Genomic DNA, 22,094 nt, shown 5'->3' with positions numbered 1-22,094 from the left:
GATTTATGAAACCGCGCCTCAGCCTGTTGACCGTGTGCCTAATCCTCAGTGCCTGCGGCAGTCCCGTTCAACGCCCGGACAGCGGTGTGCAGGCGCCTGCTGCCTGGCAGTCGACCCATGGCGCCAGCGTTGCCCGCAATAGCCCGCAGTGGTGGACGCAATTTGGCAGCCCGGAACTGGATCGTCTGATCGAACAGGCTCGCGTCGGCAGTTTCGACCTCGCGGCCGCCGTCGCTCGAGTGCGTCAAGCGCAGGCAGGCACCGTCATCGCTGGCGGCTCACAGTTGCCGGAGGTCAAGGCCGGTCTGAATGCCAATCGGCAGAAACTGCTGCGCGGCAATGGCTACAGCCAACTCGATGCCAACAGCAGCAACAAGGCGGTGGACTATTTCGATACCAACCTGAGCGCCACTTACGAAATCGATTTCTGGGGCGGCAAGCGCGCGTCGCGCGACAGTGCCCGGTTCGCCCTGCAGGCCAGCGAATTCGACCGGGCGACAGTCGAGCTGACATTGCTCAGCGGCGTTGCCAGCACGTATGCGCAGACCTTGTCGCTACGCGAGCAGAGCCGTATCGCCAAACTCAATCTGGCCAACGCGCAAAGCGTGCTGAAACTGGTGCAGACGCGGTTTGATTCAGGCTCAGCCACCGCGCTGGAACTGGCGCAACAGAAGAGCCTGGTCGCGGCCCAGCAATGGCAACTGCCGCGCGTGCAACAGCAAGCCCAGGACGCGCTGATCAGTCTCGCCGCCCTGCTCGGCCGACCGGTGCAGCAACTGTCGGCGACAGAGTCCTTCGATCACCTGCAATGGCCAGACATCGCCGCCGGCGTGCCCAGCGAGTTGCTCACGCAACGTCCGGACATCGCACGCGCCGAAGCCCAACTGGCCGCCGCTGAAGCTGACGTCAAAGTCGCTCGCGCGGCCATGTTGCCGGCACTGACCCTGACCGCCCAACTCGGCTCGGGCGCCAATCAGTTCGACGATTTGATTCGCAGCCCTTTCTACAACCTGACCGCCGGACTGGTCGCACCGATTTTCAATAACGGTCGCCTCGGCGCTGAACGCGACAAGGCCTCGGCGCGCCAGCAAGAGCTGCTGGAAACTTACCGTGGCGCAATCATCAACGGTTTCGCCGATGTGGAAAAAGCGCTCAATAGCATTCGTCGCCTGGATGAGCAGCGGTTGTGGCAGAACGAAGAACTGAATCAGGCGCAGACCGCGTTCGACATCGCCCAGAGCCGTTACCAGGCCGGCGCCGAAGACTTGCTGACCGTGCTGGAAACCCAGCGCACGCTGTACGCGGCCCAGGATCAGCATGCACAACTACGGCTGTCACGAGTGCAGGCGAGCATTGCGTTGTACAAGGCACTTGGCGGCGGGTGGCAGACGCTGTAATCGAATCAACACAACAAGCCTGTGGGAGCTGGCTTGCCAGCGATGAGGCCAGCACTCCCGACATCAACGTTGCCTGACCCAATGCTATCGCTGGCAAGCCAGCTCCCACATTGATTGACGATGTTGCCGCTATCTCGGGCTGACACCTGAACCTGTGGGAGCGAGCCTGCTCGCGAATGATCGATGACGCAGCCCTCAAGTCGGGCTGGTTTTAGGCTTCAGATTGCGCGCATACCATGGCCGTTGCGGCACGCGGCGGAACAGGCCGGCGAGTTTTTCCTCGTCGGTGATGAAGGTGATGCGCAGCGCCAGCTTCATGGTTTCCGGATCCATCTCCACCGACTTGCCCACCTGCAATCCCGGCGTGGTGCTGCAGCCATGGGTGATCGGCCCGAGCCACGGGTCGTCGACTTCCACCCAACGCCCCGGGGCAAACCATGGCACGCCATTGACCTGCAGCCGCGTGACTTCGCCCGGATGGAACCGCTCGTGGGCGCGGAACCAGTCCTCGATGCGATCGTCGATCCAGCCATGGAAATGCCAGAACGTCGGGTTGACGTGGGAAGAAAACGGATCGCCGAGGAAATCGTTTTCGGCGTTGTACCAGCGGGCCGCGAAGTCCGCCGGATCGCGGGCGAATGGCACCGGCTGACCGTTGGACGGATCGCGTGGCACGGAGGCCCAGCGCATGTGCAGCCAGTCATGCAGGCCCAACTCGACTTCGGAGCCGAACTGGCCGAGGGTGAGCCGGGCCAGATACGCCGGATCGCGATACTGCGACTCCCAGACCTGAAAGTTGCTTTCGTAAGTCTCGGCAGTCTTGATGTCGCTGACCCACTGACTGAATTCGTCATCACCCGCAGCCGTCCAGGTCGGCGGCAAGGCCGTGCCGTCGTGGTTGTCGAAATAGCGGGCGAAACCTACGCGGTCGCGGATCAGCTCCGGCTGCGGCAGCGGGAAAAACGCCCAGGATGGCAGATCCTGCATCGAACGCGCCGTCCCGAGCATGTGCCGGTGCATGAAGAAAAAGTCCACGCCCGAGCCATTGCGATCCTTGCGCGGGCCACGGGCATCGCGCTCCTTGTCGCGCGGGCCGGGCTGCCAGCCAATGCCGCGCAAGGCTTCGCGTTTGTCCTCGGGCAGTTTGTGCCACTTGTCCCGGGTCGCATGCCACAACTGGTGAAACAGGCGGTGCTCGGGAGAGATCAACCACGCCAGCAACGTCGGGTTGAGCGGCGTGCGCTCGCGCGCTTCGGGAAACAGCCGCTTGACGGCGACAAAGCGGTTGTCCTGCGCCGGCAAAGCCAGCGATCGATCCAGGCGCAAGGCCTTGCCGCTGAGGGTGGCACTGCCAGCATTGCCGAAGTCGGCCCAGACCTCATCGAGGATCATCTCCAGCTCATAGCTGATCTGGCCCTCGGCGCCGATCAGGCGCCAGCTCAGTTTCGCCGCATCGGCTTTCGCGAGGTCGCCCAGAATTCGATAACGCGGGGTTTCAGCGGAGCGCAGGCGCTCGGGCGTGTCGAGAAAACCGCACACGCCACGGCCCTTCTGGCCGATGTCGAGAAACACTTGCAGGCCCTTGAGCGGCAAGCCCTCGAGGCCGGCATCGGCACCTTCGAAACGGATATCCCACACCCCGCGCAACGCATTCGCCAGGCGCTGCCCGGCCATGTCCGCGACATCGAAAGACGCTTCGCCCGGGGTGATCGTCGGGTCCGGCTTCGTCCATTCACGATGCCCGAAATACGCCGCAGGCACGGCAGCGCCGGTCAGCGCCAGACCCGCCATGAACCATCGTCGAGAAATCTTCATTGCCCTACCTGTGTCAGCCATGAAGCAGGCTTCATCCAAGCTAGAACGTTTGCTCCATGCACAAATTTATGGGGGTACCTGAAAAGATCGCAGCCTGCGGCAGCTCCTACAGTGATCGCGTTCCAATGTAGGAGCTGCCGCAGGCTGCGATCTTTTAAGCAGACGAGCTAAATTCCACGACCAACCACTCGTTCTTCCCAGATAGCGAAGGCCCCCGCGCCTGCACCTCGATGGCGAACCTGACTGAGATGGCAATGACAAAACCACGTTCGAAAAAGGCTCTATTCATCGGCCTGCCGTTGGCCCTGGCGATCAGCGCCGGCGCAGGCTTTGCCGTGTGGCATCACTGGTTCAAGGACGACCTCGGCTACCCGGCCAAAGTCATGAAGCAGGCCGATGAGCTGCACGAACGCATGCTGTCTTTCGACAGCCATGTCAGCCTGACGCAAAATTTCGGCACTGACGGCCACGAAGCCGACAAGGACGGCGACGGCCAGTTCGACCTCGCCAAGGCCAACCGTGGGCGCCTGTCCGGCGCGGCCCTGACCATCTTCGGCTGGCCGGAAATGTGGAACGGCCCGAACGCCCCGCACAAGCCAACACCCGGCTTCGTCGACGAGGCGCGCAACCAGCAGGAAATCCGCTTCAAGATCATCTCCGGGATGGTTCGCGACTACCCCAATCAGGTGGCCATCGCCTACACCCCCGACGACTTCCGGCGCCTGCACGGCGAAGGCAAATTCGCGATTTTCATCAGCATGCTCAACGCCTACCCGCTGGGCCACGACCTCAACCTGCTGGACCTGTGGACCGCGCGCGGCATGCGCATGTTCGGTTTCAGCTACATCGGCAACAACGACTGGGCGGATTCGTCGCGGCCGCTGCCATTCCTCAATGATTCGCCGGACGCCCTCGACGGTCTCTCGGATCTGGGCAAACAAGCGGTCAAGCGCCTCAACGATCTGGGCGTGATCATCGACGTCTCGCAGATGTCGACCAAGGCCCTCGAGCAAGTCGCGCAACTGAGCCGCACACCGTTGGTGGCCTCGCATTCGGCGCCGCGTGCGATGGTCGATATCCCGCGCAACCTCAGCGACAAGGAAATGCAGCTGATCAAAAACAGCGGCGGCGTGGTGCAGATCGTCGCGTTCTCGCAGTACCTGCGTCCGCTCACCCAGCACACCCAGGACAAGCTCAACGAGATGCGCAAGGACTTCGACCTGCCGCCGCTGCCGAACCTGGCGATGGCGTTGATGCCGGGCGACCCGATCATTGCGGCGTGGTCCGAGCAGAAGTTTGGCCAGTACGCCAGCCGCCTGTACGGCATCCTCGAAGAAGAGCCGAAAGCCAGCCTCAAGGATCTGGGCGATGCCATCGATTACGCGGTGCGCAAGATCGGCATCGACCATGTCGGCATCAGCTCCGACTTCAACGAAGGTGGCGGCGTCAAAGGTTTCGAGAACGTCGGCGAAATCCGTAACGTCACCGCCGAGCTGATCTCGCGCGGTTATTCCGAAGCGGACATCGCCAAGCTCTGGGGCGGCAACTTCCTGCGGGTCTGGGATCAGGTCGAGAAAGCCGCGAAACCGGCCCTGGCCGCTGCGCCGGGAACTGCCAAGCCATGAGCAATCGTCGTGAGTTCTTGAAGCAAGCGGGGATTCTCGCCGCGGCCCTGCCACTGGGCGCGAGCCTGCCGAATGTCGCCGGTGCCGCGAACGCCGCGCCCGCGACCGGCAACAAGTGGGCGCGGTTGCAGCAGCTGTTCGATCAGGATCCGGCGTATCTGCACTTCTCCAATTTCCTGATTACCTCGCACCCGAAACCGGTGCGCGAGGCGATTGAGCGGCACCGCGCTGCCCTCGACAAAAATCCCGGCCTGGCCATGGATTGGGACCTCGGCGTGATCGAACAGCGCGAGGAGAACGTGCGGGTCTGGGCCGGACGCTACCTGCAAGCCGACGCCAAACAGATCGCTCTGACCGGCAGCACCACCGAAGGTCTGGCGATGATTTACGGCGGCGTGCACGTGCGCCCCGATCAGGAAATCCTCACCACTGAACACGAGCACTACGCGACCCACACCATCCTCGCCCTGCGTAGCGAACGCGACAAAACCCGGGTGCGCAAGATTCGTCTGTTCAAGGATTCGTACAGCGCGACCAAAGCCGAAATCCTTGCTGCCATCGACGGCGCCATCCGCCCCGAAACCCGGGTGCTGGGCATGTGCTGGGTGCATTCGGGCAGCGGCATGAAACTGCCCATCGGTGAGATCGGCGCCATCGTCGACCAGCACAACCGCGGTCGCAGCGACGCTGACCGCATCGTTTACGTGGTCGACGGGGTGCATGGCTTCGGCGTGGACAACCTGAACTTCGCGCAAATGAACTGCGACTTCTTCATCGCCGGCACCCACAAGTGGATGTTCGGCCCACGTGGCACCGGCATCGTCTGCAGCCGCTTCGCCGAAGTCAGATACGTCACCCCGATCATTCCGACGTTCTCCGAAGCCACGGCGTTTTCCACCACCATGACGCCCGGTGGCTACCACTCGTTCGAGCACCGCTGGGCGCTGGACGAAGCGTTCAAATTGCATCTTGAGCTGGGCAAGGCCGAGGTCGAAGCGCGCATTCACGCGCTCAACAGCTATCTGAAACAACGCCTGCAGCAACGGCCGCAGATCGAACTGGTGACGCCACTGAGCCCTGAGCTGTCCGCCGGTTTCACCTTCTTCCGGGTCAAGGGCAAGGACAGCGACAAGATCGCCGCGCACCTGATGGCCAACCGCGTGGTGGCCGATGCCGTGCACCGTGACGTCGGCCCGGTGATCCGCACCGCACCGGGGCTGCTCAACGACGAAGAGCAAATCGACCGCTTGCTGGCCGTGCTCGACCAGGCCCTGTGAATCCGGGCGATCCCTTTTTCCTTTTAGCGAGACTCGCAATGAACAGTGAACTGCGTCGATTTTCCTTGAAGGCGCTGCCGGCGCTGATGCTCACCGCCCTCGCCGCCGGCCTGCTGCCGGGCGCCGCGCAGGCCGCCACCCCGCCTGCGCCGGGCAAGGTGTTCAAGGACTGCAAGGACTGCCCGGAAATGGTCGTGCTGCCCACCGGCACGTTCACCATGGGCACCCCGGAGGATGAGGTCGGCCGCGAGCCGGATGAAGGGCCGATGCACCCGGTGACGTTTGCCAAACCGCTGGCGATCAGCCGTTTCCAGATTCTGCGCGGCGAGTGGGACGCCTACCTCAAGGACAGCGGCTACAAAATGCCCGACGGCGACACGCGTCCCGGTCGCGCCTGCAAGGCCGGGATCCCGGATTATCAGGGCAGCGACCCGCGCAAGCAGTACACCGACAAGCACCCGGCGGTGTGCATGGATTTCCCGGAGGTCGAGGCTTACGTGGCCTGGCTGTCGAAGAAGACCGGCCAGCAATACCGGCTGGTCAGCGAGTCGCTGCGTGAATACGCCGCCCGCGCCGGCAGCACCGGGCCGTTCCCCTTCCCGTTCGACGAGGGCAAGGAATACAGCATCGCCAAACACGCCAACACCTATGGCGCCGCCGATGGCTACAACTTCACCGCGCCGGCCGGCAGCTTCCCGGCCAACGCGTTCGGCGTCTACGACATGCACGGCAATATTTATGAGTGGACCGCCGATTGCTACAACGAGAACTACGTCGGCGCGCCAGGCGATGGCAGTGCCTGGCTGAGCGGCAAGTGCGAAGTGCGGCGCATCCGTGGCAACGACTGGGGCGAGGCACCGGTGTTCTCGCGTTCGGGCAACCGCAACGCCACCTACACCGACACCCGTGGCGACTGGATCGGCTTCCGGGTCGCCCGTGATCTGTAACGCCATAGCCCGGCTAAATTAGCCGTCCTGCCAGTCGTTCTAAAAGTGGGCGCGATTCTCCATGGCGCGCCCACCGCCCTCTACGTCATCCAGGCGAACCCACGCGCAGTGCCGGTGTTCGCCGCTCCTTCAAGCAGGGAACCTCCATGAGCAAACCAACACGCGGGGTGATCAATGAATTGTTCGCCCTGCTCAAACCCTTTCGACTGATCGTCAGCGTGTCGATCCTGCTCGGCATGGTCGGCGGTCTGAGCGTCACCGCACTGCTGGCGACCATCAACAACGTGCTGCACGCCGAGGGCGCACTGACCAGCACGATGGTCGCGGTGTTTGCCGGCCTGTGCCTGCTGGCGCTGACCAGCTCGATCTTTTCCGACATCGGCACCAATTTCGTCGGCCAGCACATCATCGCCAAATTGCGCAAAGAGCTGGGCGAGAAAGTCCTTTCGGCGCCGATCGAGCAGATCGAGCGCTATCGCAGCCATCGGCTGATTCCGGTGCTGACCCACGACGTCGACACCATCAGCGACTTCGCTTTCGCCTTTGCGCCGCTGGCGATTTCCCTGACTGTGACCCTCGGTTGCATGGGCTACCTGGCGATGTTGTCGTGGCCGATGTTCCTGATGATGGCCGTGGCGATCCTGATCGGCACGGTCATTCAGTACATTGCGCGCGGGCGTGGCATGCAGGGTTTCCTCAAGGCCCGCGACTACGAAGACGAGTTGCAGAAGCACTACCACGCTGTCGCCGAGGGCGCCAAGGAACTGCGCATCCACCGCCCGCGCCGGCATCGCATGTTCGTCTCGGGCATCGAAGGCACGGCCGACAAGATCTGCGACACGCAGGTGCGTTCGGTGAACATTTTCGTGGTCGCCAAGACTTTGGGGTCGATGCTGTTCTTCGTGGTGATCGGCCTGGCGCTGGGCCTGCAATCGCTGTGGCCGAGCGCCGACAAAGCGGTGATGAGCGGCTTCGTACTGGTGCTGCTGTACATGAAAGGGCCGCTGGAACACATCATCGGCACCCTGCCGATCGTCAGTCGTGCGCAAATCGCGTTCCGCCGGATCGCCGACCTGTCCGAGCAATTCTCCTCGCCCGAGCCGCACCTGCTGCTCAGTGATCAGGGCCATCAAAAGACCCCGGTGCACAGCCTGGAGCTGACCGATGTCTCGTACAGCTTCCCGACGGTAGAAGGCGCCAAGCCGTTCCGGTTGGGGCCGGTGAACCTGAAAATCGAACAAGGCGATATCATTTTCATCGTCGGCGAAAACGGCTGCGGCAAGACCACGCTAATCAAGTTGCTGCTGGGCCTGTACGCGCCGCAGCAAGGCGAAATCCGCCTCAACCAGCAGCTCGTCGATGCCGCCAACCGCGACGATTACCGCCAGTTGTTCACCACGATCTTCGCCGACTATTACCTGTTCGACGACGTGGTTCAGGGCGACACGCATATCCCGGAAGACGCCAACCAATACCTGGAGCGCCTGGAAATTGCGCACAAGGTCAGCGTGCGTGACGGCTCATTCACCACCACCGACCTGTCCACCGGCCAGCGCAAGCGTCTGGCCCTGATCAACGCCTGGCTGGAAGAGCGTCCGGTGCTGGTGTTCGATGAGTGGGCCGCCGATCAGGACCCGACCTTCCGGCGGATTTTCTATACCGAGCTGCTGCCGGATCTGAAGCGTCTGGGCAAGACCATCATCGTCATTTCCCACGACGATCGTTACTTCGATGTCGCCGACCAACTGGTGCGCATGAGCGCCGGCAAAGTGGTCACTGAGCTGCAACCCGCCTGACTGTGAAAAATTTGTAAAAAAAATGCGTTGAGCTTTCCGGTTTTCGGAGGGCTCAACGTCTTACTAACAGTTAATAGAAATAGTTCTCAGTCAACACTTTGAAGAGTAGAAGAACAATGCCCGCACCGCACGGACTCCACCCGCTCGCCAAGGCTCTGCTGATCCGCCGCTCCTTCCGTTGCACCTTGCCCGCGTTCTGCGCCATGGCCCTGACTGTGCCGATGATCGGCCAGGCCCAGGCCGCCGCCGTGGCGATCAATATTCCTGCACAGTCGCTGGGGAGCGCGTTGCAGGAATTCGGTCGCCAGACCAACCTCCAAGTGCTTTACAGCCCGGATGAAGTCAGCGGCCTGCGCAGCAGCGCGGTCAGTGGCAACCTGGAACCGACCGCCGCCATCGCGCAACTGCTGCAAGGCACCAACATCGCCTACAGCGTCGAGGGCAACAACGTCGCCTTGCGTTCACGCAGCACCGGCGGCGCCAGCCTCGATCTGGCCCCGACCAGCATTTCCGCCACCGCCGAATCGGCCTGGGGCCCGGTAGACGGGATCGTCGCCAAGCGCAGCGCCACCGGTTCGAAGACCGATTCGTCGCTCAAGGAAATCCCGCAGACCATCAACGTCGTCACTCAAGACGAAATCAAGATGCGCGGCTCGAAGACCGTCACCGAAGCCCTGCAGTACACGCCGGGCATGACCGGCGGCGGTTTCTCGGACCGGGTGAAGATCTTCGACGAACCGACCTCCCGTGGCTTCTCCCCTACTCCGCTGTACCTCGACGGCCTGCACATGCCTTACGGCGGCGGCAGCACCGGTGGTTCGCTGCAGATCGACCCGTACACCCTGGAGCGCGTCGAAGTGCTCAAGGGTCCGGCCTCGGTGCTGTACGGCCAGAACCAGCCGGGCGGTATCGTCAACATGGTCAGCAAGCGTCCGACCGCGACCCCGCTGCACGAAGTGAAGCTCGGTGGCGGCAGCTATGACCGCAAGTACGGTGCCTTCGACCTCGGCGGCCCGATCGACGATCAGGGCGAATTCCTCTATCGCCTGACCGGTGTGGTCAACGACAGCGGCTCGGCCATCGACTACGCCAGCCAGAACCGCATGCTGCTGGCGCCAAGCCTGACCTGGCTGCCCAACGATCAGACCACCATCACCGTGTTCGGTCAGTACCAGAAAGACCACGATGTACCGGAAGCCCAGGGCCTGCCGGCCAACGGCACAGTGCATCGCAGCCAGGCCGGGCGCATCAGCCGCAGCCTGTTCCTCGGCGAGCCGGACGTGAACAAGTACCACCGCGAGCAGTTCGTGGTCGGTTACGAGATCGCTCACGAGCTCAACGACGTCTGGACCCTGAAGCAGAACGCGCGTTACGCCGACATCAACGACCAGTACGTGGCGCCGCTGCACGGTTATGCGTTCCCGACCAACCCGGTCACCGGCCTCAACGACGGCAGCTACCAGAGCCGTTATGCGGTGGACTGGTCGCAGCACAACAAGGTCTACGGCATCGATAACATCGCCCAGGCCAAGTTCCACACCGCCGACGTCGAGCACACCGTGCTGCTGGGTGTGGACTACTACCACTACAATTCGAAATTCCTCGGCCTGTACGACCGCACCGCTCCAGGTCTGGACCTGTACAACCCGGTGTATGGCAGCCAGATCAATTTCCGTCAGCCGTACAAATGGGACAATACCATCACCCAGACCGGCCTGTACGCTCAGGATCAACTGCGCTGGAACCAGTGGTTCCTGACCCTCGGCGGTCGGTATGACTTCGCCGAAACCGACAACAAGCAACCGCTGAGCGGCGGCCACAGCAACCAGAAAGACGAGAAGTTCACCGGTCGTGCCGGCCTGGGCTACGAGTTCGACAACGGCATCACGCCGTACGTCAGCTACGCCGAATCGTTCCTGCCGCAAACCGGTACCGACATGAGCGGCAGCGCCTTCGAACCGACCACCGGCAAGCAGTACGAAGTCGGCGTCAAGTACGAGCCGAAGGCCATCGACGGCTTCATTCAGCTGTCGGCGTACCAGATCGACCAGGACAATATGCTCACCACCGACCTCAACAACCCGGGCTTCAGCACCCAGAGCGGCTCCGTGCGTTCGCGGGGTATCGAGCTGGAAGGCAAGGTCAACGTCACCCGCAACCTGCGCGTGCTGGCGGCGGTGTCGCGTAACCAGACCAAGTGGGAGAAGGACAACGACGGTCGCGAAGGTCGCACTCTGGCCATGCGTCCACCGCTGACCGCCTCCGCGTGGGTCAACTACGACTTCGACATCTCCACCGCCCTCGCCGGTTTCGGCATGGGCCTGGGCGCCCGTTACGTGCGCAGCAGCTACGGTTCGGATTACGAGTCGGACTCTTTCCAGATTCCGTCCTACACCGTGTATGACGCCATGGTCTCTTACGACCTGGAGAAATCGCCGCTGCATGTCAAAGGCGTGAAGCTGCAAGCCAACCTGCAAAACCTCACCGACGAGAAATATGTGGCCGCGTGCAACGGTACCCTCGATTGCTACTACGGCGAAGGTCGGACCATGACTGCTGACGTGACCTATAACTGGTAATACGTTTAGCGCTCACTGAAACGCCGGCATTTGCTGGCGTTTTTTTTGGAGGCTGATTGGGGCTTGGCGGCCTTTGGGCCGACCAGGCTCTTGGGGATTTGGGTGAATATCCGTTGCTTCGGTAACGGCCTCCTATGGTTCCGCCCTTACGGCGGGTCACTTTTTCCAAACGCCGAAAAAGTAACCCAAAAGGCTTTGCCCCGGCGTACGGCACTTCGCTTAGGCTCAGTGTTCCCTCGCTACGGTGTCCATCCGGGGGCATCGCCTCCGGTTTGCTTCGCTGCACCTCCTCTCGATGTATGCGGCTTCGCCGCATGGCGCTGCGCGCCTATCCCCCGGATGGACACCTACGCTCGGCCTGCCGAAGGGGCTGAAGATCAAAAGCCACATCAAGAGCCAAAGCCAAAGCCAAAGCCAAAGCCAAAGCCAAAGCAGATCAAAAGATCACAGCCTTCGGCAGTTCCTACAGGGGATTGGGTGTATTCAGTTGGAGTTTGGTCGGCTGTCAGGCCGCCATCGCCAGCAGGCTGGCTCCTACAGAAAAGCAAAAGCCGAGCGCTCGCTTTTCCACCACTCAACACAATGAGCGTTAGCTCGAGTACCGCTTTTGATCTGAGGGCCCGTCGGAAGGCTGAGTGGAGGGATTTATCCGGGGGTGGGAGCGCAGCGACCGTTTGGCGCAGCCAAACACAGCGAGAGGAGGTGCAGCGAAGCAAACCGTAGGCGCTGCCCCCGGATGAATCCCGGAGCGAAGGAACCCGAGCCTAAGCGAGGGCCGAACGTCAGGGTAAAGCCCTTTGGTTACTTTGGGGCTTTTGCCAAAGTGACCCGCCGTCAGGGCGGAACCCTAGGCGGCCGTTACCGCAGCAACGGATATTCACCCACTCACCCACCCACCCCGTCAAGCCAAAGCAAACACCTCTACCAAGCGCCCAGCAATCAACCCCAGTGCCTCTTCAGCCTCATCAACAATCGCCCCCATCCGCATGAAGTCATGGGTCATGCCCGAGTACACCTGCAAATCCACAACAACCCCAGCCGCCTGCAAATGCCGGGCATACGCCACCCCCTCATCGTGCAACGGATCACACTCGGCCAACACCATCAGCACCGGCGCGACATTGGCCGGAACTTCGCCGAGCAACGGCGAGAAACGCGGATCGAGACGATCGCTGGCATCACGCTGATAGTGCTCGTAGAACCACTGCAGCGAAGCCTTCTCCAGCAGATAACCTTCGGCAAAACGCTCGATCGAAGGCGTAGTGCGACTGGCATCGGTGACCGGATAAATCAGCACCTGCAAACGCGGCTGCACAGCAGCATCCGTCAGTTGCGCAGCCAGCACCGTGGCCAGGCTGCCACCAACGCTGTCACCGGCAATCGCCAGCCGCGCCGTGTCGATGCCCAGATCAGCAGCACTCGCCACCAGCCACTCCCAGGCATCACGGGCGTCGTCGGCCGCTGTCGGGAAACGATGTTCCGGTGCCAGTCGATACGCCACCGACAGCACCACACAATCCGCCAGCAAGGCCAGCGCGCGGCACAGTGAATCATGCGAATCAAGGCTGCCGACCACATAGCCGCCGCCATGGAAATACAACAATGCCGGACGACCGGCACCCGCCTGCAACGGATGATTGCTGTAGATCCGCGCATTCAACAGTGCATCATCACGCACCGGCAATTGCAGCTCATCGACCACGGCCAGTTCTTCACCGCCGGCGTCCATCAGCAACGATGACTGATCGAATTGTTCACGGGCCTCGCTCGGGCTCAACTCGTGCATGCCGACGCGTTTGCCACTGGCCCGGCCGTTGCCGACCAATTGCAGAAATGCGGCGATATCAGGATTCAATGACATTCAAATCTCCAAAGCGATCGGGCGCCATCAGCGCCCGATCGGTTTTACTTGGGTTTCACAGCAGGTTTCAGGACATGACTACTGATTCAACGATCTGGCCGAGCATTTCTTCAGCCTCGGACAGGAAAGTTTCATCACGCGGGATCTGGAAGTGCCCGCAATCCAGCCATTCACCGCCCATGCCCGGCTGGCCGAGTTGCGCCGCCAGCTCCAGTGCCTCGGCTTCGCGCCCCAGGGTCCACCAGCACGTCGGGTTGACGGTCAGCGGCGCACAGCGCTCAAGCTTGAGCGACAACTGCTTGAGCCGGCGCGCCACGCTGAACACCTGCGCCAGTTCTTCGGCACCCAGCGCCACATAAGTCGACGCCCCGCGCTCGGTGCTCATGGCACGCTGGAACAGCGCACGCAGGTTGTGCGGCGTTTCTTCACCATCGATGGGCAGGCCCGGTGCGGCGTCCGGCAGCGTCACCTGCAGGAAGTCGCGCAGGTCGGCTTGCCAGTCATCGACAGCCCCGGCATCGACCGCCGCCGACGGCACGAAGCTGTCGACCAGCCCGACAAACTTGACCTGTTGCCCGGCCTGCTCCAGTTGCGCGGCGATCAACATCGCCAGCGTACCGCCCAGTGACCAGCCCAGCAGGTGGTAAGGCCCCTGCGGCTGTTTCTGACGAATCTGCGCCAGGTAATCACTGGCCATTTCCTGCAGCGAGGTGTCGTTGAATGCCGGGTCCAGCAACATCCGCGACTGAATCGCCAACAGCTGGCGTTGACCGCTCAAGCGCCGCGCCAGCGGCTCGTAGTCGAACACCGTGCCGAAACCGGCATGCAGGCAGAACAGCGGCGCCACGCCCTTGACCTCGGCGTTCATCGCCAGCAACCCGGAGGCTTTTTCCGCCGTGCCCTGAACACTCGCTACCAGTTCGCCGATGCTCGGTTTCTGCATCAGATCGCGCAGTTTCAGGCTCAGGCCCTGAGCCTTGAGCACACGGCTGCGGGCCACCACTTGCAGGCTGAGGATCGAGTCGCCACCCAGTTCGAAGAAGTTGTCGGTGAGCCCGACCCGTTCGATTTTCAGCACCTCCTGCCAGATCTTCGCCAGGGCTTTTTCCAGCTCGGTGCGCGGCTCGACGTAGGCCAGGCGCTGTTCGGCGTCCGGATTCGGCAGGGCCTTGCGGTCGAGTTTGCCGTTCGGCGTCAGCGGCATGCGCTCAAGCACCATCAGGTGTGCCGGCACCATGTAATCCGGCAGGCTGACCTTGAGTTGCTCGCGCAGACGTTCGCCCAAGCCGTCGGCTGGAGTCTCGGCAGCGGCCAGTACATAGCCGAGCAGTTGCTTGCCGCTGACGCCCTCGCGGGCCACTACGGCAGCGTCACGCACGCCCGACTGCTGCTTGAGGCGCGCTTCGATTTCACCCAGCTCGATGCGGAAACCACGGATCTTCACCTGATGGTCGATCCGCCCGAGGTAATCGACGGTGCCGTCGGCACGCTGGCGCACCAGGTCGCCAGTGCGGTACAGGCGACTGCCGTCGGCACTGAACGGGTTGGCAACGAAACGTTCGGCGGTGCCACCGGCACGCCCCAGATAACCGCGCGCCAACGCACCACCCAGGTACAACTCACCGGCAATGCCGGCCGGCAGCGGGTTGAGGTCGCTGTCGAGCACATAACCGCTGCGCTCGCCGACCACGCTGCCGATCGGCGCATAGGCCGCGCCGCACTGATCATCGACCGCGGCCTTCCAGATCAGCGGCGTGACCACCGTTTCGGTCGGGCCATAGCCGTTGATGATGTACTGCGGTTGCAGTGCGCGTTTGGCCAGTTCGAAACTCGCCACCGGCACCGCATCCCCGCCGAAGCAGTAGATTCGTACCGGCGGCGGATTGCCGTGCTGCTCAGCGTGTTCAGCCAGTTGTTGCAGATACACCGGCGGGAACGCGGCCACGGTCACCCCATACTGATGCAGGGCGTCGTAGGTTTGTTCGGCCGTCCACAGGCTGTCGTCGCGAATCAGCAAACGCGCGCCGTGCGTCAGGGTGGTCAGCCAGCGCTCATGCGCGCCGTCGAAGGCGAACGACATGAAGTGCAACTCGCAATCGGCTGCGCTCATTTCGTAACGCTGACCGATCGCCTGGCAGTGCATCGCCAGCGGCCCGTGCGCCACGCCGACACCTTTCGGCTGACCTGTGGAGCCGGAGGTGTAGATCACGTAGGCCAGGTTGCCCGGCTGCACCGCCACCTGCGGTGCCGACGGCGGCTGAGTGCGCAGGTCCAGTTGATCGAGCTCCAGCACATGCAGGTTGGCCTGGGTCGGCAGCACCTGACGCAGACTCGAATCGCTGAGCAGCAAGGCGATGCCCGAATCGTGCATCAGATAACTCAAGCGCTCGCGCGGATAAGTCGCGTCCAGCGGCACGTAGGCACCCCCGGCCTTGAGCACCGCCAACAGCGCGACGATCATGTTTTCGCTGCGTGGCAGGGCCACACCGACCCGCACTTCCGGACCGACACCTTCGGCAATCAGCGCATGCGCCAGACGATTGGCCCGCGCTTCGATCTGGCCATAACTGAAGGCTTGCTCATTGAAGATCACTGCGGTTTGTTCGGCACGCTGCGCGGCCCACCCGGCAATGCGCTGGTGCACCAGCGTAGTCTGCGCTTGCGCGACAACGTCCGGCGTGGGCGCGACTTGACCGGTCGGCAGACCGATGCGTCCCAGCGCCTGCCCGGCGTCCTGAACCAGGGCCGTGAGCAGGCCCTCCATGTTACTGCGGATGCCTTCCACGGTCGCCAGATCAAAATGTTCGCGCAGGAACATGTACTCGATCACCAACCCGTCTTCGAGGGTGACCATCAGGTCCATCGGGAAGTTGGTCAGGCCCGAGTTATTGATCTCGCCAAACTTCAGCGAATCATCGCGCCACTCGCGCAGCGCCTGATCGATCGGGTGGTTCTCGAACACGATGATGCTGTCGAACAGCGACTGCCCGGCACGCCCGCCCCAACGCTGGACGTCAGTCAGCGGGGTGTATTCGCGCTCGCGCATCTCCAGGTTGAAGTCCTGCAACTCGCGCAACCAGGCGCCCACGGCCTGCTCGGCCGGCACGTCCTTGATCACCGGCAAGGTGTTGATGAACAGACCGAGGATCGATTCCGAGGCCGGCAGGCTCGCCGGACGCCCTGCCACCGTCGCGCCGAACGCTACGCAACGCTGGCCGCTGTACCGGCTGAGCAGCACCAGCCAGGCGCCCTGCACCAAGGTGTTGAGGGTGATCTGCTGCGACTGGGCAAAGGCTTTCAACTGCTCGGTGCGGGTTGCGCCCAAACGGCTGTACAGCGCCTGGTGACCGCGACCGCTGCCGGTGCGCGTCACCGCGTCCGCCAGATAGGTCGGCTCGTCGAGCAGGCTCAGGTGCTGACGCCAGAAACCTTCGCTGGCATTCGCGTCCTGCTGCTGCAGCCAGTTGATGTAACCACGGTACGGCACCGCTTCGGCCAGTGGTCGTCCGGAATACTGGCTCAGCACTTCACCGATCAACTGCGAACTGCTCCAGCCGTCGATCAGAATGTGATGGTAAGTCCAGATCAGTTGATAGCTGTGCTCGCTGACTTGCACCAGCGTCAGCCGTTGCAGCGGTGGCTGGTCAAGGTCGAAGCCCTTGGCCCGCTCGGCATCCGCCAGGCCTTGCAAGGCTTCGGCCGAATGATCCTGCTCACGCCAGTCGAGCAGACTGAACGGCAGCTGCGGATCGGCGAGCACGAATTGCAGCGGCTCGGCCATGTCCTGCCAGAGGAAACCGGTGCGCAGAATGTCGTGGCGACGGCTGACGGTTTCCCACGCGGCTTGCAGACGCAGCGGCTCAAGACCCTGCACCGGAACGCTCAACTGGTTGACGTACAGATCCGATTCCGGCGAATTCAGGCCGAGGAACAGCATGCCCTGCTGCATCGGCGACAAGCGATAGAGCCCGTCGAGCTGCCCGGCCGGCAATGGCAGTTGCGCCACTTGCGCCTCGCTCAAGCCGTGCAGCGGCAGGTCGATCAGCGCCGGCTCCGGCGCCACATGCCCTTCGGCAGCCTGCACGCACAGGGCCAATTGTTGAATGGTCGGTTTTTGGAACAGGTCTTTCGGGCTCAACTCCAGCCCTTGCTGACGGGCGCGACTGACCACCTGAATCGAGATGATCGAATCGCCGCCCAAGGCAAAGAAACTGTCATGGGTGCTGACCTGCTCAAGGCCCAGCACTTCTTTCCAGATCTCCACCAACATTTGCTCGGTGGCATTCGCCGGTTCGACATGCAACTGCGCGGCACTCAGCTCCAGTGCTGGCAGGCGCTTGCGATCGACCTTGCCGTTGGGGGTCAGCGGCAGCTGCGCCAGCCACAGGCGGTGGCTCGGCACCATGTAATCCGGCAAGGTCGCGCCCAGCCAGTTGCCGAGGGTTTGCTGCAGTGCGGCCTGTTGCTCGGCGCTGGCGTCGATGATCGCCGGATCGCTCGGCACCAGATAGGCAATCAGTTGCTGACTGCCCGACACTTCGCTGGCCACGACCACCGCTTCACGCACGGCGGCATGCGCCAGCAGACGCGCTTCGATTTCGCCCAGCTCGATACGCAAGCCGCGAATTTTCACCTGATGGTCGATCCGGCCCATGTACTCCAGCTCGCCCTCCTCGCGCTGACGAATCAGGTCGCCGGTGCGGTACATGCGCTCGCCGTTGCCGACGAAAGGATTCGGCACGAAGCGCTCGGCGGTCATCGCCGCACGCCCCAGATAACCGCGCGTGATGCCGGCGCCGGACAGGTACAGCTCGGCCGAAACACCTTGTGGCACCGCGTGCAGATCGGCATCCAGCAGATGGCTGGCGCTGTAATCAAGCGCACGACCAATCCGTGCCTGACCGCCAGCACTGCGGCGGGTCCAGGTCGAGTAGGTGGTGTCTTCCGACGGGCCGTACAGGTCGTAGACGTGCTCGACCGTAGACTGCTGATACAACGCCTCCACCAGCGCTTGTTTCAGCGGTTCACCCGCCAGATTGATGATGCGCACGCTTGGCGGAATCTGCCCCGAGCGGTGCAGTGCGGCAATCGCCGACGGCACGGTGTTAATCAGACGCACCTGATCGCGGGCCGGCAGTTGCGGCAGTTCCAGCGCATTACGCGCGATGATCAGCGAACCACCGTTGGCCAACGTGACAAACAGCTCCCACACCGACAGGTCGAAGCACACCGACGTCGAGGCCAGCACGCCTTGGATGTCGTCGCGGCTGTAGACCTTGGCCGACCAGTCGATCAGCGCCATGACGTTGCGATGGGCAATCGCCACGCCTTTTGGTTTGCCGGTGGAACCGGAGGTGTAGATCACGTAGGCGAGGTTGTCCGGAGCGACCGATGTTTGCGGCGCGCTGCTCGGATAACCGCTCAGCGACAGCTGATCCAACAGCAGAACTTGGGTATCGCTCGGCACGCTCAGGGTCTTCGCAACGGCCTGCTCAGTCAGCAACACCCGCGCGCGGCTGTCTTCGAGCATGTAGGCCACGCGATCGGCCGGGTAATCCGGGTCCAGCGGCACATACGCACCACCAGCCTTGAGCACCGCCAGCAAGGCAATCAGCAATTGCTCGGAACGCGGCATCGCCACGCCCACGCGCACTTCCGGGCCGACGCCCAGCTCAAGCAGCTTGTGCGCCAGACGATTGGCCTGCGCGTCCAGCTCGGCGTAAGTCAGTTGCGTATGGGCGAAGGTCACCGCCAAGGCATCCGGGGTCGCCGCCACTCGATGGGCGATGGCTTGATGGATGCACAGATCGGTGGAGAAGTCGGTACTCACCTGCGGGCTGTGCTCGATCAGGTTCAGTTCACTGAGCGAACGCTCCCCCGACTCGCTCATCTGCCCGAGCAAACGCTGCAGATATCCGGCCAGTTGCACCACGCTGTGTGCGGCAAAGCTTTCGCACTGGTAGCTGAAGTGCATCGACAACTCGTCGCTCAAGTGCACCAGCAGCGTCAGCGGGTAGTTGGTCTGCTCATGATTGTGGATTTCACCGAAGCGCAGTTCTTGCGGTGCGCCCTGCGCCAGCGCCTCGGACACCGGGTAGTTCTCGAACACCAGAATGTTGTCGAACAGCGCCTCACCGTTGCGCTCGGCCCAACGCTGAATGTCGAACAGCGGAGTGTGCTCATGTTCGCGCAAGGCCAGGTTCTGCGCCTGCACGCTCTGCAACCATTCGCCAACGCTCGATGGCGACTGCGGGCTGGCGATGACCGGCAAGGTGTTGATGAACAGGCCGATCTGCTGCTCGACCCCTTTGAGCTCGGCCGGACGCCCCGCCACCGTGGCGCCGAACGCCACGCACGGCTGGCCGGTCAGGCGCTGCAACAGCAGCAGCCATGCCGCCTGAATCAGCGTGTTGAGGGTGACTTTCTGCTGGCGCGCAAACTCGCCCAGACGCCGCGTCTGCTCAGCGTCGAGCACGCAGAAATGTTCACCATGACCGTCGCGCGGTGCATCGCCGCGCTGCGCCTGCAACGCTTGCGCGAGCAAGGTCGGCGCTTGCAGGTCAGCCAGTTGCGCGGTCCAGTAACGTTCGCTGGCCTGCACGTCTTGGCGCTGCAGCCATTCGATGTAATCGCGATAACGCCCGGCCAGTGGCGGCTGGGCAACCCCGCTGTAGCGCTGCAGGACTTCGCCGAGCAACTGCGAGTTGCTCCAGCCGTCCATCAGGATGTGATGGTTGGTGTAGATCAAGTGGCAGTGCTGCTCGTCCAGACGCACCACGACCATGCGCAACAGCGGCCCCTGGCTCAGGTCGAAACCTTGCGCCTGTTCGGCGGCCGCCAGTGCATTCAGATCACCCTGGCAATCGTCACGATCACGCCAGTCGAGGACGCGGAACGGCATGTCCAGTTGCTTGTGCACCACTTGCACTGGACGCGCCAGTTCACCCTGCCAGACAAAGCTGCTGCGCAGGATGTCGTGGTTGTCCACCGCCGCTTGCCAGGCCTGCTGAAAGCGTTGCGGATCGAGGCCTTCGACATCGAGCCGGACCTGGTTGATGTAATCGCCGGTGGCCTGCTCGTAGAGGCTGTGGAACAACATGCCCTGCTGCATCGCCGACAGCGGATACACATCGGCGACCTGCCGTGGCGCCAGCGGGAACTGATCGAGCTGCGCCTGCGTCAGGCCGGCCAGCGGGAAGTCCGACGGGGTCAGGCCTTCGACGCCCGGGGTCAGGCAATGGCCGATCAACGCTGCGAGTTCTGCGGCGTAATCTGCGGCCAGAGCTTCGATCACCGCGCTGTCGAAGCGCTCACTACTGAACGTCCAGCCCACCCGCAGCTCGCCGCCATACACCTGACCGTTGAGGGTCAACCAGTTGCCCAGCGGCGCCTCCGGGCTCTGATCGAGGCCGGCGTTGTCCGGCGACGGCACGAACAGCGCAGCCTCGTCGCCAGCGAAACTGCCGTCGAACTGCCCAAGGTAGTTGAAGGTGATGCGCGGGCTCGGCAAGGCCTGCAAGCTCTGCTGCGCGCGGGCATCACCGAGGTAACGCAAGGCGCCGAAGCCGATGCCCTTGTTGGGGATCGAGCGCAGTTGTTCCTTGATCTGCTTGATCGACTCGCCAAGCGTGTCTGCCGGCGTCAGGCGCACCGGGAACAGGCTGGTGAACCAGCCCACCGTGCGGGTCAGATCGACACCGTCGAACAGTTCTTCGCGACCATGGCCTTCGAGCTGGATCAGCGTCGACGCCTGCCCGCTCCAGCGTCCAATGACCCGCGCCAGTGCCGTCAGCAACAGATCGTTGACCTGGGTGCGGTACGCCGCCGGGGCCTCTTGCAGCAATTGCCGCGTCAGTTCGGCGCCGAGCCGGGTCTGCACGGTCTGGGCCAGACGATTGTCCTCGCTGGCGTCAACGCGTTTGCACGGCAGATCGGTACTCACATCGCTCAGGCAGGCCTGCCACCAAGCCAGCTCTGCCTGCAACGCCGGGCTGTTGGCGTAGCGCTGCAAGTGCTCGCCCCAGTCCTTGAAGGCACTGGTCCGGGACGGCAGGCTCAACGGCTGATCGTTGAGCAATTGCTGATAAGCGTTTTGCAGATCCTCCAGCAGAATCCGCCACGACACGCCGTCCACCGCCAGGTGATGAATCACCAACTGCAAACGCTGAGTGCCATCGGCCAGATTTGCCAGCACCGCACGCAGCAACGGCCCGTGTTGCAGATCGAGGCTGCGCTGGGCGCGATTACCCAAGGCTTCAAGGGTGGCGGCATCCGCGACGTGTTCCTGCCAGAGCAGGTTCTGCGGCAGCGCTTCGACCGCGCGGTGCTCGGCCTGCCACACGCCATCGCGCTGGGTGAAGCTCAGGCGCAAGGCATCGTGATGAGCCACCAGTGCACGCAACACTTGCTCGACTTTTTCCGCGTCCAGCGTCTGCCGCGGTTGCAGCAGCACCGACTGGTTCCAGTGATGACGATGCGGAATTTCGTCGGCGAAGAACTGCTGCTGGATCGGCAGCAGCAACGCTGCACCGCTAGCGGCTTGCTGATCAATCGTCGACTCGTCGCCACCCCACTGCGCGACCAGTGCCAGACGCTGCACGGTCTGGTGCTGGAACAGGTCTTTGGGATTGAGGCGAATGCCGGCCTGACGTGCGCGGCTGACCACCTGAATCGAGATGATCGAGTCGCCGCCCAATTCGAAGAAGTTATCGTGGATGCCGACTTGCGGCAGCTTCAGCACGTCCTGCCAGATCGCGGCCAGACCCTGCTCCATCGCGCTTTGCGGCGCCTGATAGGC

9 protein-coding genes (1 of these 9 running past the window's edge) are annotated in these 22,094 nt (G+C 62.9%); 6 read left to right on the top strand and 3 right to left on the bottom strand.

Annotation, left to right across the window (positions count from 1 at the left end; genetic code table 11):
• Positions 1–5: 5 nt before the first annotated feature.
• Complete coding sequence (locus tag JN524_RS14145) at positions 6–1,397, top strand: efflux transporter outer membrane subunit (protein ID WP_202369708.1); 1,392 nt, start codon at positions 6–8, stop codon at positions 1,395–1,397.
• Between the two features lie 195 nt (positions 1,398–1,592).
• Here JN524_RS14145 and pvdP read toward each other — a convergent pair whose 3' ends face one another.
• Positions 1,593–3,212: a pyoverdine maturation tyrosinase PvdP gene (gene pvdP, locus JN524_RS14140; protein ID WP_202369707.1), complete on the bottom strand. Its 1,620-nt coding sequence runs from the start codon at positions 3,210–3,212 to the stop codon at positions 1,593–1,595.
• 254 nt (positions 3,213–3,466) lie between these two features.
• On the opposite strand from pvdP, the gene pvdM reads away from it, so the two are divergent.
• The 5 genes from pvdM (at position 3,467) to JN524_RS14115 (ending at position 11,436) form a co-directional block, all read left to right on the top strand.
• On the top strand, positions 3,467–4,837 hold the full coding sequence (pvdM, locus tag JN524_RS14135; RefSeq protein WP_202369706.1) for a pyoverdine-tailoring dipeptidase-like protein PvdM: 1,371 nt from the start codon (positions 3,467–3,469) through the stop codon (positions 4,835–4,837).
• Complete coding sequence (gene pvdN / locus JN524_RS14130) at positions 4,834–6,114, top strand: pyoverdine-tailoring periplasmic protein PvdN (RefSeq protein ID WP_202369705.1); 1,281 nt, start codon at positions 4,834–4,836, stop codon at positions 6,112–6,114. The genes pvdM and pvdN overlap by 4 nt, the downstream gene beginning before the upstream one ends.
• A 38-nt stretch (positions 6,115–6,152) precedes the next feature.
• On the top strand, positions 6,153–7,061 hold the full coding sequence (pvdO, locus tag JN524_RS14125) for a dihydropyoverdine dehydrogenase (protein ID WP_202369704.1): 909 nt from the start codon (positions 6,153–6,155) through the stop codon (positions 7,059–7,061).
• Between the two features lie 146 nt (positions 7,062–7,207).
• Positions 7,208–8,857, top strand: coding sequence for a cyclic peptide export ABC transporter (locus JN524_RS14120; RefSeq protein ID WP_007968743.1), 1,650 nt, complete (start codon positions 7,208–7,210; stop codon positions 8,855–8,857).
• Between the two features lie 116 nt (positions 8,858–8,973).
• Positions 8,974–11,436, top strand: a complete 2,463-nt coding sequence (locus tag JN524_RS14115; protein WP_202369703.1) for a TonB-dependent siderophore receptor — start codon at positions 8,974–8,976, stop codon at positions 11,434–11,436.
• A 901-nt stretch (positions 11,437–12,337) separates the two neighbouring features.
• On the opposite strand, the gene JN524_RS14110 is transcribed toward JN524_RS14115, so the two are convergent.
• A complete protein-coding gene (locus tag JN524_RS14110) occupies positions 12,338–13,297 on the bottom strand; it encodes an alpha/beta hydrolase (protein ID WP_202369702.1) in 960 nt (319 codons plus the stop codon).
• 67 nt (positions 13,298–13,364) lie between these two features.
• Positions 13,365–22,094: the 3' portion of a non-ribosomal peptide synthase/polyketide synthase gene (locus JN524_RS14105; RefSeq protein ID WP_202369701.1), read on the bottom strand. The gene runs 6,267 nt beyond the window's last position; 8,730 of the gene's 14,997 nt are visible here — the last part of the coding sequence; its start codon lies off the right edge, out of view; its stop codon occupies positions 13,365–13,367.

The organism is Pseudomonas sp. MWU318 (genome assembly GCF_016756945.1).
In the GTDB taxonomy this organism is placed as follows: Bacteria; Pseudomonadota; Gammaproteobacteria; order Pseudomonadales; family Pseudomonadaceae; genus Aquipseudomonas; species Aquipseudomonas putida_A.
The sequence above is the reverse complement of the archived record's forward strand: the minus strand, read 5'-3'. Positions and strand labels throughout refer to the sequence as shown.

Bases quoted from the DNA above. Each gene is read 5' to 3' on its own strand.
- JN524_RS14145 (WP_202369708.1), top strand. From the start codon at position 6: ATGAAACCGCGCCTCAGCCTGTTGACCGTGTGCCTAATCCTCAGTGCC.
- pvdP (WP_202369707.1), bottom strand. From the start codon at position 3,212: ATGAAGATTTCTCGACGATGGTTCATGGCGGGTCTGGCGCTGACCGGC.
- pvdM (WP_202369706.1), top strand. From the start codon at position 3,467: ATGACAAAACCACGTTCGAAAAAGGCTCTATTCATCGGCCTGCCGTTG.
- pvdN (WP_202369705.1), top strand. From the start codon at position 4,834: ATGAGCAATCGTCGTGAGTTCTTGAAGCAAGCGGGGATTCTCGCCGCG.
- pvdO (WP_202369704.1), top strand. From the start codon at position 6,153: ATGAACAGTGAACTGCGTCGATTTTCCTTGAAGGCGCTGCCGGCGCTG.
- JN524_RS14120 (WP_007968743.1), top strand. From the start codon at position 7,208: ATGAGCAAACCAACACGCGGGGTGATCAATGAATTGTTCGCCCTGCTC.
- JN524_RS14115 (WP_202369703.1), top strand. From the start codon at position 8,974: ATGCCCGCACCGCACGGACTCCACCCGCTCGCCAAGGCTCTGCTGATC.
- JN524_RS14110 (WP_202369702.1), bottom strand. From the start codon at position 13,297: ATGTCATTGAATCCTGATATCGCCGCATTTCTGCAATTGGTCGGCAAC.